The 15,657-nt window shown below is 36.8% G+C and carries 14 protein-coding genes; 4 read left to right on the top strand and 10 right to left on the bottom strand.

Features of this window, described 5'->3' with window-relative positions; translation table 11 throughout:
- Positions 1-38: 38 nt before the first annotated feature.
- A complete protein-coding gene (locus MTO68_RS09755; protein WP_244015755.1) occupies positions 39-725 on the bottom strand; it encodes a hydrolase in 687 nt (228 codons plus the stop codon).
- A 167-nt stretch (positions 726-892) separates the two neighbouring features.
- Between MTO68_RS09755 and MTO68_RS09750 the strand changes: the two genes are divergently transcribed.
- On the top strand, positions 893-1,777 hold the full coding sequence (locus tag MTO68_RS09750; protein WP_244015754.1) for a LysR family transcriptional regulator: 885 nt from the start codon (positions 893-895) through the stop codon (positions 1,775-1,777).
- A gap of 118 nt (positions 1,778-1,895) precedes the next feature.
- Here the strand turns inward: MTO68_RS09750 and MTO68_RS09745 are convergent, their stop codons facing one another.
- On the bottom strand, positions 1,896-2,750 hold the full coding sequence (locus MTO68_RS09745) for a hypothetical protein (protein WP_244015753.1): 855 nt from the start codon (positions 2,748-2,750) through the stop codon (positions 1,896-1,898).
- A gap of 155 nt (positions 2,751-2,905) precedes the next feature.
- On the opposite strand from MTO68_RS09745, the gene MTO68_RS09740 reads away from it, so the two are divergent.
- Positions 2,906-4,309: a PLP-dependent aminotransferase family protein gene (locus MTO68_RS09740; protein WP_004721084.1), complete on the top strand. Its 1,404-nt coding sequence runs from the start codon at positions 2,906-2,908 to the stop codon at positions 4,307-4,309.
- 129 nt (positions 4,310-4,438) lie between these two features.
- Positions 4,439-4,597 (top strand): hypothetical protein, encoded by a 159-nt coding sequence (locus MTO68_RS09735; RefSeq protein ID WP_004721086.1) that lies wholly within the window; start codon positions 4,439-4,441, stop codon positions 4,595-4,597.
- A gap of 42 nt (positions 4,598-4,639) precedes the next feature.
- Here MTO68_RS09735 and MTO68_RS09730 read toward each other — a convergent pair whose 3' ends face one another.
- The 8 genes from MTO68_RS09730 to MTO68_RS09695 form a co-directional block, all read right to left on the bottom strand.
- Complete coding sequence (locus MTO68_RS09730; RefSeq protein WP_244015752.1) at positions 4,640-5,419, bottom strand: Rossmann-like and DUF2520 domain-containing protein; 780 nt, start codon at positions 5,417-5,419, stop codon at positions 4,640-4,642.
- Positions 5,420-5,510: 91 nt separating this feature from the next.
- Positions 5,511-6,545 carry a DUF1311 domain-containing protein gene (locus tag MTO68_RS09725; RefSeq protein WP_244015751.1) on the bottom strand — a complete coding sequence of 345 codons (1,035 nt, stop codon included), beginning with the start codon at positions 6,543-6,545 and terminating at the stop codon, positions 5,511-5,513.
- Between the two features lie 144 nt (positions 6,546-6,689).
- Positions 6,690-8,240, bottom strand: a complete 1,551-nt coding sequence (locus tag MTO68_RS09720; RefSeq protein WP_244015750.1) for an OmpA family protein — start codon at positions 8,238-8,240, stop codon at positions 6,690-6,692.
- A gap of 193 nt (positions 8,241-8,433) precedes the next feature.
- On the bottom strand, positions 8,434-9,669 hold the full coding sequence (locus tag MTO68_RS09715; RefSeq protein WP_244015749.1) for a dihydroorotase: 1,236 nt from the start codon (positions 9,667-9,669) through the stop codon (positions 8,434-8,436).
- 16 nt (positions 9,670-9,685) lie between these two features.
- Positions 9,686-10,702, bottom strand: a complete 1,017-nt coding sequence (locus MTO68_RS09710; protein ID WP_034612902.1) for an aspartate carbamoyltransferase catalytic subunit — start codon at positions 10,700-10,702, stop codon at positions 9,686-9,688.
- Between the two features lie 94 nt (positions 10,703-10,796).
- On the bottom strand, positions 10,797-11,390 hold the full coding sequence (locus MTO68_RS09705; RefSeq protein WP_244015748.1) for a hypothetical protein: 594 nt from the start codon (positions 11,388-11,390) through the stop codon (positions 10,797-10,799).
- 111 nt (positions 11,391-11,501) lie between these two features.
- Entirely contained in the window at positions 11,502-11,861 is a 360-nt protein-coding gene (locus tag MTO68_RS09700) for a hypothetical protein (RefSeq protein WP_004820990.1), read from the bottom strand.
- Positions 11,862-12,649: 788 nt separating this feature from the next.
- Complete coding sequence (locus MTO68_RS09695; protein WP_244015747.1) at positions 12,650-13,261, bottom strand: LysE family translocator; 612 nt, start codon at positions 13,259-13,261, stop codon at positions 12,650-12,652.
- Positions 13,262-13,450: 189 nt separating this feature from the next.
- On the opposite strand from MTO68_RS09695, the gene rlmKL reads away from it, so the two are divergent.
- The gene (gene rlmKL / locus MTO68_RS09690) at positions 13,451-15,655 is read left to right on the top strand and encodes a bifunctional 23S rRNA (guanine(2069)-N(7))-methyltransferase RlmK/23S rRNA (guanine(2445)-N(2))-methyltransferase RlmL (protein ID WP_244015746.1); all 2,205 of its coding nucleotides are present in this window, start codon (positions 13,451-13,453) and stop codon (positions 15,653-15,655) included.
- The last annotated feature ends 2 nt before the right edge of the window (positions 15,656-15,657 follow it).

The raw sequence follows: 15,657 nt of genomic DNA, 5'->3' as shown, positions 1-15,657 counted from the left end.
ATCATCTCCATGTAGATGAATATTTATATCCATAAGGTTTATTTTGCTGACACAGGTGCAATAACTTCATGTTGCGTTGTGGTTCTTTCTGGCGCTTTATGTACCATAGTATATGCATAATCTACGCCCATACCGTATGCACCCGAATGTTCACGCACAATGTCCATCACTGCATCATAAGTTTCACGATGTGCCCAATCACGTTGCCACTCAAGTAAAACTTGTTGCCAGGTTACAGGAACCACGCCTGCTTGAATCATCCGTTGCATCGCATAATCATGTGCTTCTTTTGAAGTTCCACCTGAAGCATCGGCAACCATATAAATTTCATAATCACCTTCCAGCATCGCGCCAAAAGCGAATGTAATATTGCAAACTTCAGTCCATAAACCAGATACGATAATTTTTTTACGATGATTGGCTGCCAATGCATCACGAACCTTTTGGTCATCCCATGAGTTCATAGAGGTTCTTTCGAGCAAAGGTGCTTCAGGGAACATATTTAATAATTCTGGAAAAGTGTGTCCCGAAAAACTTTCTGTTTCTACTGTTGTAATGGTGGTTGGAATATTAAAAACCTGAGCGGCTTTAGCCAACCCCACCACATTATTTTTTAAAGTTTGACGATCAATCGACTGTACGCCAAAAGCCATTTGTGGTTGTTGATCAATAAAGATGATTTGACAGTTTTGAGGTGTAAGTTGTTCTAAAAATGCTTTATTCATTTTGATTCGCAACACATTTATAAAGGAATTTATATAAAAGCAAAAATACACGTAAACCACTAGACACTATTTTAAATACAAACTGTATCCTAAAAAGATACAATGATTGATCAGCATAGGATGATGCGTTACTTTAATCATTCAAGTGAAGAGTACTTTAAAATTAAATGGATAAATTAGACTGTATCAATACGTTTATTAGTGTCGTTGAATATGGAAATTTCAGCAGTGCATCACGTCACTTAGGCATTACCAGAGATCAAGTTGCGAAAAGAATTTGTCATCTGGAAACTATTTTTAATACAGTCCTGTTCATCCGCAATACCCGCAAAATGGATTTAACTCATTCAGGTGAAAAATTTTATCAACACTCTAAAGTCATTATGAGTGAGTTTGAATGGGCAACCAGTGACTTTACCCATGACCAGAAATATCCTGAAGGTAAACTCAGAATCAATGCACCTCATTCATTTAGACATGCGCATCTTACCGAGATCATTTCTAAATTTATGACACAGTATCCCAACATCAAAATAGACTTGTTTCTTTCAGATAAGTTCTTAAATATCAGTGAAGATCAATATGATATTGTGCTCAGAATCAGTCAAGATATTGATCAGCGTAATGCCCACCTGTTTAGTACCTATCATCGACATTTTTATGCAACTACAGCTTATTTTGAAAAATTTGGCGTACCCAATACAATTGATGAGTTAAAACAGCACAGTCTATTGTTGTATTCACAAACCGATTCAAGCACTAAAATTGTGTTGAGTAAGAATAAAAAAGAAGAAACTATTTACTGTACGCCAAAATTGACATGCAACAGTGGCGATTTCCTTTTAGATTTTTGTAAACAAGATCAAGGCATTATATTTTTGCCCGATTTTTTAGCCAAAAAAGATCAAGATGCCGGAAAAATTATGCGTTGTTTAGAGGATTATCATTCAAAGCAACTTTATTTTTATGCAATTACGCCTTCTCAACAAAAGATTCCAAAAAAAGTGAAGCTCTTTTTAGATCATCTCAAAAAATATTTATCTGATCGCTAATATATAAAGCTTTAGACCAGACTTTTACCTAAGAACTAAGTATTCACGGCTCATATTGTATCTTTATACAAGACATAAAGCAGTTCAATAAAGCGTTGTGTATGCAAATACTCAGCATCTAAGCTTGCAAACTTGACAGAGATTTGAATTTTGGACTAAACACATTGTTCTGTAATCGGGTCTGCATATACTCAGCATAAACCGATAATTTTTCATAAATATGTTCAGAATAAAACATATCTTCGACTAAGTTTTGCGCTTGAGCTAGATCATAAAGACCTGATAAATTTAAAATTTTAGCATTTATTTCTGAAAATTTACGACATAAAGCCACATGAAAATCATCTTTATATTTAAACAAAAGCTTCTGCATATTTAATTTATGATCATGATGATCTAATCGCAGATTTAGACCATCTTGATCATTTTCGGGATTTACCAAGAAAATTCGAACCTTAAAAAAACATTCTATTTCAAACAAATAATCTGGATTGATCCGCTGATCTGTAATTAAAAAGATACGATCAACTTCTGCCTGAGTCAGTGCTTTGAACAACTGAAAATAAACAAATTCCTGCGCATCCCATGTTTGATCTTGTAGATCTAAAAATAAGTTTAAACTTTCTAACACGACATCATCCTTGGTCAAGTTCATGGTTTTTTCAACCTGATAATAAGGTTTTAAAATATCTTGAACTTGTGCAGTCAGAAGCGTTGAGTAAAGCACTGTTTGATTTAAATTCGCCAAAATAAACGGTGAAAACAAATAAGCCAGACTTAAATGATTTGAAGCAATTGCAGATTGGATAATCGCTGTACTTTTCTTTTTTGAAAATTCACGTAAGACTTTGGCACGCAACAATGTTGCTTCTAAGTTTACAAATCTTTGATTGAGATGCTCTATCACATTTTCAGAGCAACCATGCTCACATAAAACTTGTGTGAGCACATTCAACTGAGTCGTCACAAACATATCCCTGCCTCATTCTATACTGCATCGCGTGCGACTATTTTGGAAAGAAATCAAAAAGAAATATAGCCACAAAATTTTAGAAAAAATATATAACAGATAGAGCTGTGCTGATTGCTTCTGTTATAGTTATTTTAAATACCCACTTGCATTGACCTATGTATAAATCTGAACAACTGGCCCATAGCCTAAAATTATTGATTGAAAATGGGACGTGGAAAGCACATGAAAAGTTACCCTCACTACGTCAACAGGTTGAACAGTCAGGTTTAAGTCTGATTACGGTGATGAATGCTTATCAAGAGCTCGAAGCGCAAGGTCTGATTTATTCAAAAGAAAAGTCAGGGTATTTTGTTGTAGAACAAAGCTCAGATCACCCGACTACATTACATGTGATTAATGAAACAGTTGAAATTAACTCCGTTGTTTTTAAATATTTAAAATCAACCCAGTCTGAACACATTATCCCTTTAGGTTCTGCCTTTCCCAATAGCCAATTGCTCTACTCCGCTAAACTGATACAAACGCTTGGACAACTTGCTCGACAACGGCGTAGCTATGAACAAACACCCAGTCTACCACCCGGAAATTATCAACTGAGAAAAATTATTGCTCAAAAATATGCTATGCAAGGCATCCCCACGGATCCATCTGATATTGTGATTACGTCTGGAGGTTTAGATGCATTAAATCTTTCATTGCAAGCACTTACACAAGCTGGGGACTATATTTTATTACAGCAGACGATTTTTTATGGGGCATGGCAAGCGGCTGAACGACTTGGATTAAAAGTAATTACCATCCCAGAACATCCTGAACATGGCATTGATTTAGACGCATTCGAACAGGCAATTTTAAAATATCCAATTAAAGTATGTTTGATGATGTTAAACGGTCAGAATCCAATTGGCTTTACCGTGAGTGATGAAATTAAATTAAAATTGGCGAAGTTACTCAACCAATATCAGATTTATTTGATTGAAGATGATGTCTATGAAGAACTTTACTATGATCAGAAAAAACCCCTCTCGATGAAGTATTTTGATCAACAAAATTGGGTACTACATTGTTCTTCTTTTTCCAAAACATTAGGTGCAGGTTTTCGTATCGGTTGGGTCTATGCAGGTAAATTCTCTGAACATATTCAGCACACTCAACTTATGAGCACCCTTTCAGTCAACTCATTTATCCAAAATGCCTTAGTTGAATACCTCTCTCATCGTCATTATGAAAAACATTTAAAAACTTTACGATCCACCTTACAACGCTATAAAAAACAATATTTTAATTATTTAAAAACCCATTTACCTGAGCAATGTCATGTCAATTATTATCCTTCAGGGTACTTTTTATGGATTGAATTGCCTGAACAAGTCGATAGTAATGAGATCTATCAGCACATGTTAGAACACGGTGTTAGTGTCGCGCCGAGCAGCTTATTTAATATTAGCAATCAACAAAATCACTTTATTCGGATGAATTGTTCATTTGAAATGAATGAAAAGATTCAAAATGCATTAAACCAATTGATTTATATTATTGGTAAATCAGTGACGACATAAGCTGAATTTTTATAACAGATTCATCATTGCTTACTTATCTGTTATAGTTTTTTTCTAATTTTTTGTATCTACAGTGTGAATATGTTTCTATCCATAATGAACCTATATTAAGCAGAAAGAGATTTTGCGATGAATGATGACAAAAGCCCTAAAAAACCACAATATGCTGATAGCTCGATTTCAGACAAAGCTTTTAAACGCATGATCATCTGGTTTTTTATCTACTGTAGCCTGTTTTGTATTGGTGTTATTGTCACAATCGGTGCAGATCACGCTGCTTTAAACTAGATCTCAATTGATTTCAAAAGATACGATTGATAAAACACTCACTTAATCAAGTGAGTGTTTTTTCTGTATCTGTTGGCTTAAAAGTGTATAGGCATCTTTAAGATCTTCCCGCCCCATATCCTGTAACATACGCTGATGCATATCTAAAATATTCACATCTCCACGTCTTGCAGGACCCGTCTGCATTGTTTCAGGATCATTTTGAGTGGCTTTTTTTGCTGTTTCCAAAATTAATGGATACAGTAAATTAAAATCGACCTGCTGTGCATCGACCACTTGTTTAGCCATGTCATAACAATAATTTGTAAAATTACAGGCAAATACTCCTGCTAGATGTAAGCTCAGCCGCTGCGCTGAATTATATGGATAAACCTGATTACTTAGACTATTTGCTAGCGTCGTTAAAATAGACAAATCTTCTTGCAAAGCCGTTTCAATAAACAACGGGGTATTCTGCCAATCCACTTCACGTTCAAAGCTAAAAGTCTGTAAGGGATAAAAAACCCCAGATTTTACATGGTGTTCAGTCAATATATTGAGATTGGTACTGCCAGAAGTATGAACAATCAAAACATCCGAAAGTTGTGAATGAATCGTTTGGATGACTTGAGCAATGGCCTGGTCACTTACCGCAATAATTAATAAATCAATTTCAGGTTCTATACAATGCACAGCATCAATAGCCTGAGCATTCACCTGCTGGGCTAAGCGTTGTGCATTGTTTAAATCACGACTATAAATCTGAACAATATGATGTTGTTTTGACAATGCTTTTGCAAAATGTGTAGCAACACGACCTGAACCAACAATACTAATACGCATATCAACATCTAAAACTTTAAATATATGTACAGCATGCCAATAAAAAAGGGATGAATCAATTCATCCCTCTCAGATTATTTTGATGACTACATCAATTTAAGGCATTGTTTAAATAAATAATTCGCTCAGCGGTACGTTTATTAAAACACTTGGTATATTGCATCTCTTTATTTTGTTGAGACATCGCATCATCCCAATATTGACGTTGTTGCTGATAGGTTTCAATTTCACTGTCTGGAATATCACCAAAACTTTTCTGTGAAATGACTTTACAATCAACATCACGTTTTTCAAACCATTCTGTTTGATCTTGCTTAAATTGTGCTTTTTGTTCATCACTCAAACTATCCCAAGTCTGGTTTAAACGATCAACTTGTTTGAGCTTTTCTTCATCTAGCTCTTTTTTACGGATATCCATGGCTTTTTGTGCAAGCGCTGTTTGCTCTGCATTTTCAATTTGGTTGACCTGCTCGCGTTCACGCATATCTTTATTTTCTTTCATATAGGCTGCGTATTGCACCGCTTTTACCGTAACAAAAGTTACCCCTTGAATAACTGCATCCTGATTAAGCACATCAAGGGTTAAACCATCTTTGTCTGTTTTCACAACATTGTAATTAAACTTGCCTTTTAACTGATCATTGGCTAGTACCAATTTAGATTCACCAGCTTCGATATACTCACGTATACTGCGATAGCCATCACCTTCACATCCCTCCTCACAATCTTGCCCAAATTCTGCATATGAATTTTCAGCACGCTGTTGTAAGCCTTTCGGGAATTGAACCACTAACTGACTTTCACATTCCAGTTGATTGGTTTTAGACGAGTCTTCAGTAATCGTACGAACATTCTTCACTTCAAACTTTAAAGCATTGTTAATTTTCTGAAGTAGTGCTTGGTCAGCTTCATAACCAGAATTTTTAATATTGTCTGCGACTTCACGCGAATACTCATCTTTCAAATATTTCTGAATTTGATTGATATTATCTTGATTGGTACAGCTCCACTCTGCAAGTTCAGCATTACCTTCATCTTTTTTCTTTTTGAAGTAATCACAGCCTGACAGCATCAAAGTACTAGAAATTGCAGCAATCATAAATAATGGGTTTAATGATTTATTCATTGTTTATCCGATCATATTTTTATGTGGCTCATTTAACCAAATAATTGAAGAATTTTCGAGTAAAAAATAAAAAGCTTCTGGATATTCAGAAGCTTTTTATACAATTTATGCCTGTTTTAGCACCGAACATACCACTTTAAAAGATTATGGTGTCGTTGCACCAAGTACTTCAAACTCAATACGACGGTTTTTAAATTGCCCTTCTTTGGTTGAATTATCTGCAATTGGATTGTCTTGACCATGTCCTTCAGCAGTTAACTGTGAGGTATGTACGCCCTTTTCAACCAAATATGCAACAACCGATTTTGCACGTTTTTCAGATAATTTTTTGTTTGAATCCGCATTCCCAACATTATCGGTATAGCCTTTAACCACGAGTTTTGCATCTGGTAGTTGTTTTAACAAATTCGCTGCTTTATCCAAAATCGCTTTATTGGCTTCTGGAATACCTGAAGAACCTGTCGCAAAATTAATTACCTGTAAATTCAATGCAGCTGCAATATCATTTACATTGGCTTTATCTGCCTGAATGCTTGACAGTGCTTGGTCTGCTTGTGAGTTACTTGTATCTACATTTGCAGCACTGCTTGTTGCAGCTGCATTTGCATCGGCTGTTTGCTCTACAGAAATATGTAGATTAGGAGCAATAGCTTTTAACTCATCTGCCAATTTTTGTGCTTGCGCTAAATCTGCTGTTTGAATGGTAAGTTGATCACCGATCCAAGCCAATGAAATGTTTGGAATACCTTTAATTTTAGCCAACACCTGATCTACAGCATTTTGATCCGGCAAATCAGCGGCATAAGCACTGCTGGCTGTGAGTTGACAATGATCGGTTTGACCAAACACAGAGGCAATACTGGTTTTTAAACTGTCCAATAAAGATTGACTGCTCGATTGTGCCTGACAACTTGCTAATTTACCTTCAGCATCTGTTGAAATTTGCAGTTCAGCGGCTTGCACATCAGCAACAGCTTGTGAAGCTCCACTGCTTACTGGATCACCCCCTACTGGTGGTTTGCTACTGCATTGTTTAAATAACAATGCGGCCAATCCTGCAATCACCAACAAAGCAATAATTGGCAATAACCAATTGGATTTTTTAGGTTCATCTTGGATCGAATTTGTTGTGATTGTAGACGTATCAAGGGGTACTGGTGTTGGAGATACACTTTGTACAGGTATCGGTGCCACAGGTTCTACAGGGGGAATAACTGCCTCAGCCACGGGTGCAGCTTGAGTCGTGGCTGCGAAACCAAGACCACCTACACTTAAACCCAATGTGGCAAATAATCCTGTTGCCCAAGCTGGCAAAGCATCCTGAATATTGTTCCATTGCGCTTTGATAAAATCAAAAATTTCATGCTTATCATCTGAGCCTGCTTGATCTGCAAGCAATGATAAAGTTGGAGCAATAGAGTGGTTTAATGTGGTTTCAATTTCTTGGGTTGGTGCATTGCCCGCAACCAGTCCTAAAAAATGTGTGACTGTTTCTGGTTGATGACTGAAAATATCGCCTAAGCGAGGATTTAGATTTTGTTGAAGTGTATTAATAAGTTCTGGTTTTGATTTTAAAACAGAGAGGAGAATGGGATAAAAGGCACTTAAAGCACCGATTTTTTCATCTTGAAACTGAAGATCACCCTGTAAAACTTTTGTGGTCACCCGTTCTTTTAGAAGCTCAATAATATTCATAATTTTGGACACTCCGATTTCATTGTTGTATTTGTCACATTAAAAATCATTTTATTGATCATTTTTTATTCTAGTGATTAAGTTCTAATAGTTATAATAGCTTTTTGTAGCACAGCGTGTTCAATATCTATTTGAAAAGCCAGCTTATGCTGGCTTTTTGTTTCAATTTTTGCGCTTATGTAAATTTTACAGCTTATGCAGTAAACGTTTGCAGTACTTTACCGACCATTTTTTGATTGATTAATGGCGTATTTTTTCCATGAGATAAAATACTGTCATTGTTAACAACCCATTCTAGATCTGGATCAACCAAAGCCCAACCCGACTCTTTGACCCAACGATCCGTCATATTGGCCACTTTTGCAGGGGCAAGCGTAACTTTTTCAACCCATTCTAAAGGTTCAAACAAACTTTCACGAACCAATTGCACCCCAAAAGACACATAGGTATCAAATGCGCTAATACCGGGTAAAGTCTCAGCAAAAGGTGCTAATTTCGCAGAACCACTCAAAGGTTCATGATGGGTACAAATCGCATCAATCACACCGTCTTTGACACCTTGACGCAGTAATTCTTTGTCTTTTTCAGCACGCAATGGTGGGCGCACATGTGCCAAAGAATTAAAACCATCAATCAAGTGTTCTGTTAAATGCAATTGATGCATTGCAACATCTGCCGTCACAGGCAAACCTTTGCTTTTTGCAATTTTAATCAACTCTACAGATGCACCACTTGAAAGCAAACCAAAGTGCGCTTGGACACCTGTTGCTTCAATCATCAATAGGTATTTCGCAATAGCAACTGTTTCAGCCAGTGCTGGAATCATCGGTAGTCCCTGACGTGAGGCAATAAACCCCTCATGTACACAACCATCTTTTGCGATCTGGTGCTCTTCTGGATAAAACACCACGGTCATGTCTAAACCAGCTGCATATTCCAAGGTACGCAGAACCACATCATCATCTTTAAAAGTTGCATAGGCGTTTGAAACGGCAGTACAACCACCCTTTTTTAAACCTGCCATATTTGCGGGTTGTTTACCATTTAAACCTTGAGTTTGCGCACCAATCACTTGTAAATGAATACCACCATCTAACATGGCTTTTTCTACAAGTCCATGAATCAAAGCGCCATTGTCTTGCACGATTGGCTTTGAATCAGGTGGAGTAAATACATGCAAAATACCATTTTCACGTGCCGCTTTACCTTCTGATTTCAAGGTACCATGCTGTTGCTGACCTGGTTCACGTAATCGTGCACACAAATCCACCATGGTCGGTATCAACCATTTTCCTTGTCCGTCAATGGTATCTACGACATTGGCAGATGATTCGACTATTTTTCCATGTTCAACATAAACCGTTTGTACAGTGTCAATTTTTTTAATTGGGTCTAAGACACGTACATTTTCAATTTTTACACTACTCATGACTTTATCCTTAACCTTAAACCGCAATTGCTTCTAACAAACCTTTCTCTTGCAACTGACCTTGCATTGCCAAAGCCAAAACAGCCATTCGCACTGCAATACCATTGGTCACTTGATGCAAAATTACCGACTGTGCACCATCAGCAATACTAGAATCAATCTCTACACCGCGGTTCATCGGTCCCGGATGCATAACAATACAATCAGGTTTAGCCATGGCAAGCCGATCTTTATTTAAACCATACATTTTGTAAAATTCAGCTTGTGACGACAAAGCTGGTGAATCAATACGTTCATTTTGAATACGTAGAGTAATGATCACATCACAGTCTTTAATGCCTTCATCCATTTTATTGAACAAGCGAACGCCTTCACCATACTCATCAAAACCACACGGAAGCAAAGTATTTGGTGCAATTACACGGATATCTTTACAACCTAAAGTCTGTAACGCTGCGATATCTGAACGTGCAACACGCGAATGCTTAATATCACCAATAATCGCCAGACTAATGTCTTCAAAATTCTTTTCCGTTTCACGGCGAATGGTTAACATATCTAACATTGCTTGAGTTGGATGAGCATGACGCCCATCTCCAGCATTGATGATTGCAACATGCGGACAAACTGTTTCAGCAATAAAATGTGCTGCGCCTGATGAAGAGTGGCGTACAACAAAAATATCTGCTGCCATCGCTTCGAGGTTCCATAGTGTATCGCGCAATGTTTCCCCTTTTGAAGTACTTGATCGTGCGATATCAATGTTCAATACATTTGCAGATAAGCGTTTTGCAGCCGCTTCAAAAGTAGTTCGTGTACGTGTGGAATTTTCAAAGAATAAGTTCATCACTGTACGACCTTCTAAAAGTGGTGTCGTTATCAGTTGATTTTGATCATTTATAAAGGAATGGGCTGTATCTAGAATTTTGGTGAGGGTTGCTTTAGAAAGACCTTCGATGGTCAGGAAATGCTTTAAGTTTCCGTCATTATTGAGTTGAATCTGACTCGGTGTATGCAATGCCGCCAAGTGCATGAGAGATTCCTTAGAGGTTAAGTTAACGTATTATACAGATTTTCTTTTTCTTTGGCAGTTGAAGTTTTGGACAAATAGTCATAAAAGTCAGCGATCAAATTTTAAATTTGATCTGCTTTAAATCTGCCAGTTTGAGCGTTAAGTTGATCAATTTTTCTCGAAGTTGCTGAATCATATTGAGGTAGTCAATATCTGATTGATCTTTTAACAGCTCAATATAAGCATCTATTCTCAGCAAGGCTTGATTACGCCATTTAAGTAATTCTGCTATTGGATGATACTTCTGTGAATCAAAATCATGCAGTTGATATTCCGATATTTGTATATTGGTTAATGTCACATCATATTCATTTACATGTTTTAAGCACTTTAAGGTATCTTCTAAACGAAAGCGGATCTCGTGTTCACAAAGAAATTTTAAATGTGGCAAATCCTGTTGAGCAGCAAAATATTGTGCCAATGGCAGAGTAAAATCCTCATAAGGATACCAACGCCCGTGCGCACAGGAGATCAATTCTTTATATTTTTTCTGTTCAATCCACAGTTTAAACACAGCAGCCTTTGCCTGATGATAATGACTTAATCGCAGTTCAGTTTGCTGTTCCGACTCATCAGCTGTACCCACGTAAATCATTTGGTTGTTTTTTAAATATTTGCTAATTTCTGCATTGAATTTCGTATAACTCAAGTGATTGTCTCACAGCTTATCCTCAGCTTAAAAATACTATAAATGAGTTTTAATTTTAATCACACTGTATCAATTAAGCTCTAACGCTATAGTTAGAGCTTATTGCCCGACTTATCTCAATGCACCAATATAGTGATGTGAAACTTGTGCTCGATAAATTTCTTCTTCTGTTGCACCAGAAACATATGCTTCCTCGCTTTGTTCAACTTGGGTTGTCGTTACTGTATTCACAGAGGAAGCTGGTTGTTCCTGTTCTAATAAATGCTGTAAGCGCAAGGCATGACGATTTAATTCTGGATCTTGAGTCGCCAATGACATATCAATCACATACTGTGCATAGCTTTTATTATCCACTAAATACATCACATCAATCACACGCCCTGTCACACGTCTTAATCGCGTTAAGATTAATGCCCCAATGGAAAACGCATCTGCATGTGCAATAAATCTGCTGTTGTTAAGATCTTGCATAGAAATCCCCGTATTTATTAATTCATTAAAAATTCAATTAAATTTCTGAGCCAATACGATGAATAATTAAGCAAATTGTGTACCAAAATCACGCCATTAAATGAATTAATAATGCATACACATTATTCTCTATTTAAAAGTTTACCGACTAGAACTCAACCCACATATTGAGGACCTTTAAATAGATCTAGAAATTGCCCCGTATGCACTTTGCGTTCATCATGAACTATATTCAATCTGTCAAAAAACTCAGACACAAGAATATAATTTCTCTTAATCAATATTTTAAATTAAATCAATTACATGAGAAAAATAAATTGTTTAATTCTAAAAATCTTGCAATGCCACACCTTATATTCAAAGTTTAAATAGCTTTGCGTAGGCGATGCCTCACTTTTCAGAGATGAAAAGTGACAAAAATCTTCCGTCGTGCGAGGGGTACGTCCTATACCCCCGCCCAACGGCGACATCCCTGTCGCCTCACGATAGGATCACCATCTATGATTCAAAAGTACAAAAATGAATTGATAACCAAGAGTTTCTAAAAGTTCATACAAAAACATAAGCTTCATTTATGATCAATGACTTGATGCAAATCAGTAATACCTCAAATATTTCAGAGCTTTGCTCAATGTTTCGATTTTTTTGCTTTTTAGTCATTTGACCTAGCCGATCAACTAAAGCATCATGATTATCAGCGACACTATTCTGTTCAATACATCAGTGCAATTGTAAAAATAAATCCATGTTTAAGCCTTACATTGAATGTAAGAAAGTTAAATCAAATTTTAATGATAAAAATAGCGCCAACACATTTCCAATGAAATCAAAATTAATAACACACCCATCACGATATTAAAAAGACGCGCCCGATTTCCTGTATTTAAAAAACTTGCTAACTTTTCACCAGCAATCCCCCACAGCAATAAAGATAGATAACAGACAACAAAATAAATCGCTACAAAAACCAATAAAACAGCATGGATATGCCCCGTTGAAAATAGCCCTGTACCCGCCACTGCGGCAATCCATGCTTTAGGATTTAGCCATTGCATCAATGCACCTTGTATAAAGGTTGGTATTTTTGCTTCATCATGGGGTTGACTTGAGATAACAGTCCCTTTTGCACGTAGAATATTGAGTCCAATCCACAACAATAAAACTGTACCCAAGATCGTGATCACATCAAGAAGTACAGGATAGATCACAATCATTTGATACAAACCAAAACAGACTGATGCCAATAACAAGGTAAAACCAATGGTCGCCCCTGAAATAAATGTAAAAGTTGCTTTTACACCATAATTCATACTGCTGGTTAAAATGGTCAAATTCACAGGTCCCGGTGAAATCGACATAGACAGCGAAAAAATAAACATTGAAACAATAAGACTGAGCATTTTTTAAAATCGTTATTTGATCTTATCTACATATTGATATTTGAATATATTTCAAGCAAAAAAACCGAATTTTTAACTGAATTTAGTACTTTTTATAAAATTTCGGACTTAAAAGGCCATTCTATAAGTTTTCGTCATCAAAATACGCTAAAATACGCGATTGCTTTTTTAATGTCTTTGGAAATATTCATGAATTCGAAACCACGTCTTTCTACATATTGGGTTACCTGTGCAGATGGACTAGAAACCTTACTGCAAGAAGAAATTCAAGGTTTAGGGATTCAAGATATTGAAAAATTTCCTGGGCGTTTGATCTTTAAAGGCAAACTCGAAGATGCATACCGTGTTTGTATGTGGTCACGTTTGGCTTCTCGTGTACTAACACCGATTCATGTTCATGAACTTGAATTTACCCATGACGCACGTGACGTTGCAGAAGAACTTTATGAAGGTGCGATCAATTTTGATTGGTCACTTATTTTTGCACCACAAAGTACTTTCGCAATTCGTCTTCACGTAGAACGTGATATTAAAGTCAACACACAGTTTGCGACTTTACGTGTTAAAGATGGTGTGGTTGATTCCTTCATGGAAGCTGTAGGAAAACGTCCAAGTATCGACATTAAACAGCCTGAAATTACTCTGTATGTGCTTGCTGGAAAAACTGAACACACCTATTGTTTAGATTTATCTGGAGATTCTTTACATAAGCGTGGCTATCGTCGTTTTATGACAGATGCGCCGATTAAAGAAAACCTAGCCGCCGCTATCCTACAAAAAGCACAGCTTAAACAACGCAATCCAGAAATTATTCTTGACCCAATGTGTGGTTCAGGAACCTTTATTATTGAATCATTGATGATCCTAACTGATCGTGCACCTGGTTTGGTGCGCCGTTTTGGCTTTAATGGCTGGAATGGGCATGATCATGAGTTATGGATGTCGATTAAAGCTGAAGCAGCTGAACGTCATAAAGTTGCCCTAGAACAACCTTTACCTAAATTCTATGCCTATGATGCAGATTGGGAAGCAGTAAAAGCAACCAAACAAAATATTATTGCTGCTGGATTTGAGCAACAACTGGATCAAATTCAAATTGAAGAGCGTACTTTAGCAGATTGGCCTGATTTCCAAGCTGAAGGCAAAACTTCATTTATTGTCACCAACCCACCTTATGGTGAGCGTTTAGGGGAAAAAGCCTCTAACCGAGCTTTATATCTGGGTCTGTCAGCACTTCTACAAAAGAATTTCCCCAATCAACATGCTGCCGTTATCGCAGCGGCTGTTGAACAAGCTGATGTATTGGCATTTAACAATCCACAAATCTTACGTTTAATGAATGGTAAATTGCCAATTTATATTCGTTTTGGTGATATTAAGCCAGCAGCTGTGGTTAAACCTTTCCTTGCAGATTGGCAACCTCAACAATTTGAAAAAATTGAAGGTGCAGAAGACTTTACCAATCGTTTGCAAAAAAATATGCAAGCTTTGAAAAAATGGGCTGTAAAAGAAGATATTTATTGTTTACGTCTCTATGATGCAGATTTACCAGACTTTAATGTCGCTGTAGATTTGTATGGTGATCGTTTACATGTTCAAGAATATGCACCACCAAAAACCATTGACCCAGAAAAAGCCAAAAAACGTTTTAACCTTGCTTTGGCTTCAATCCGAGCTGTGACTGGTTTAGGTCGTGATGCGATCTTTATCAAAACTCGTGCCCGTCAAGAAGGTAAAACTCAGTACGCAAAACAAAGTACTGCATCTAAACGTTTTATTGTGCAAGAAGGTAAAGCCAAAATTTTAATCAACTTGACTGATTATCTGGATACTGGATTATTCCTAGATCACCGTCAAATGCGTCTACGTATTGCAGCTGAAGCTAAAGGAAAGCATTTCCTGAATCTGTATAGTTATACCTCTACAGCAAGTCTACACGCTGCTTTAGGTGGTGCTGCAAGTACGACAAGTGTTGACTTATCCAATACTTATCTAAATTGGTCTAAAGAAAACTTTGTCTTGAATGGCTTAACGGTTGATCACCCAGATGAACAGCATCAATTCTTCTCAAGTGATTGTTTTGAATGGTTAAAAGAAGGTCATGAACAATATGACATGATTTTTATTGACCCACCAACCTTCTCAAACTCAAAGAAATTCTACGGTACTTTTGACGTGCAACGTGACCATATTTCTTTACTTAAACGTGCAATGAATCGTCTAACCACAGAGGGAACGTTGTATTTCTCAAATAACTATCGTGGTTTTGAGATGGACGAAGAAATCGAGGCAATGTTTGATGTACAAGAGATCACCAATGAAACGATTGGCTTAGATTTCAAACGTAATCAAAAAATCCATAGAGCATGGAAAATTAAACACTTCCCTGTTTAATC

Origin of the sequence: Acinetobacter sp. NyZ410, assembly GCF_022828975.1 — a bacterium.
Taxonomy (GTDB): Bacteria; Pseudomonadota; Gammaproteobacteria; order Pseudomonadales; family Moraxellaceae; genus Acinetobacter; species Acinetobacter guillouiae.
Note: the sequence above shows the minus strand (reverse complement) of the source record. Positions and strands in the feature narration are given on the sequence as shown.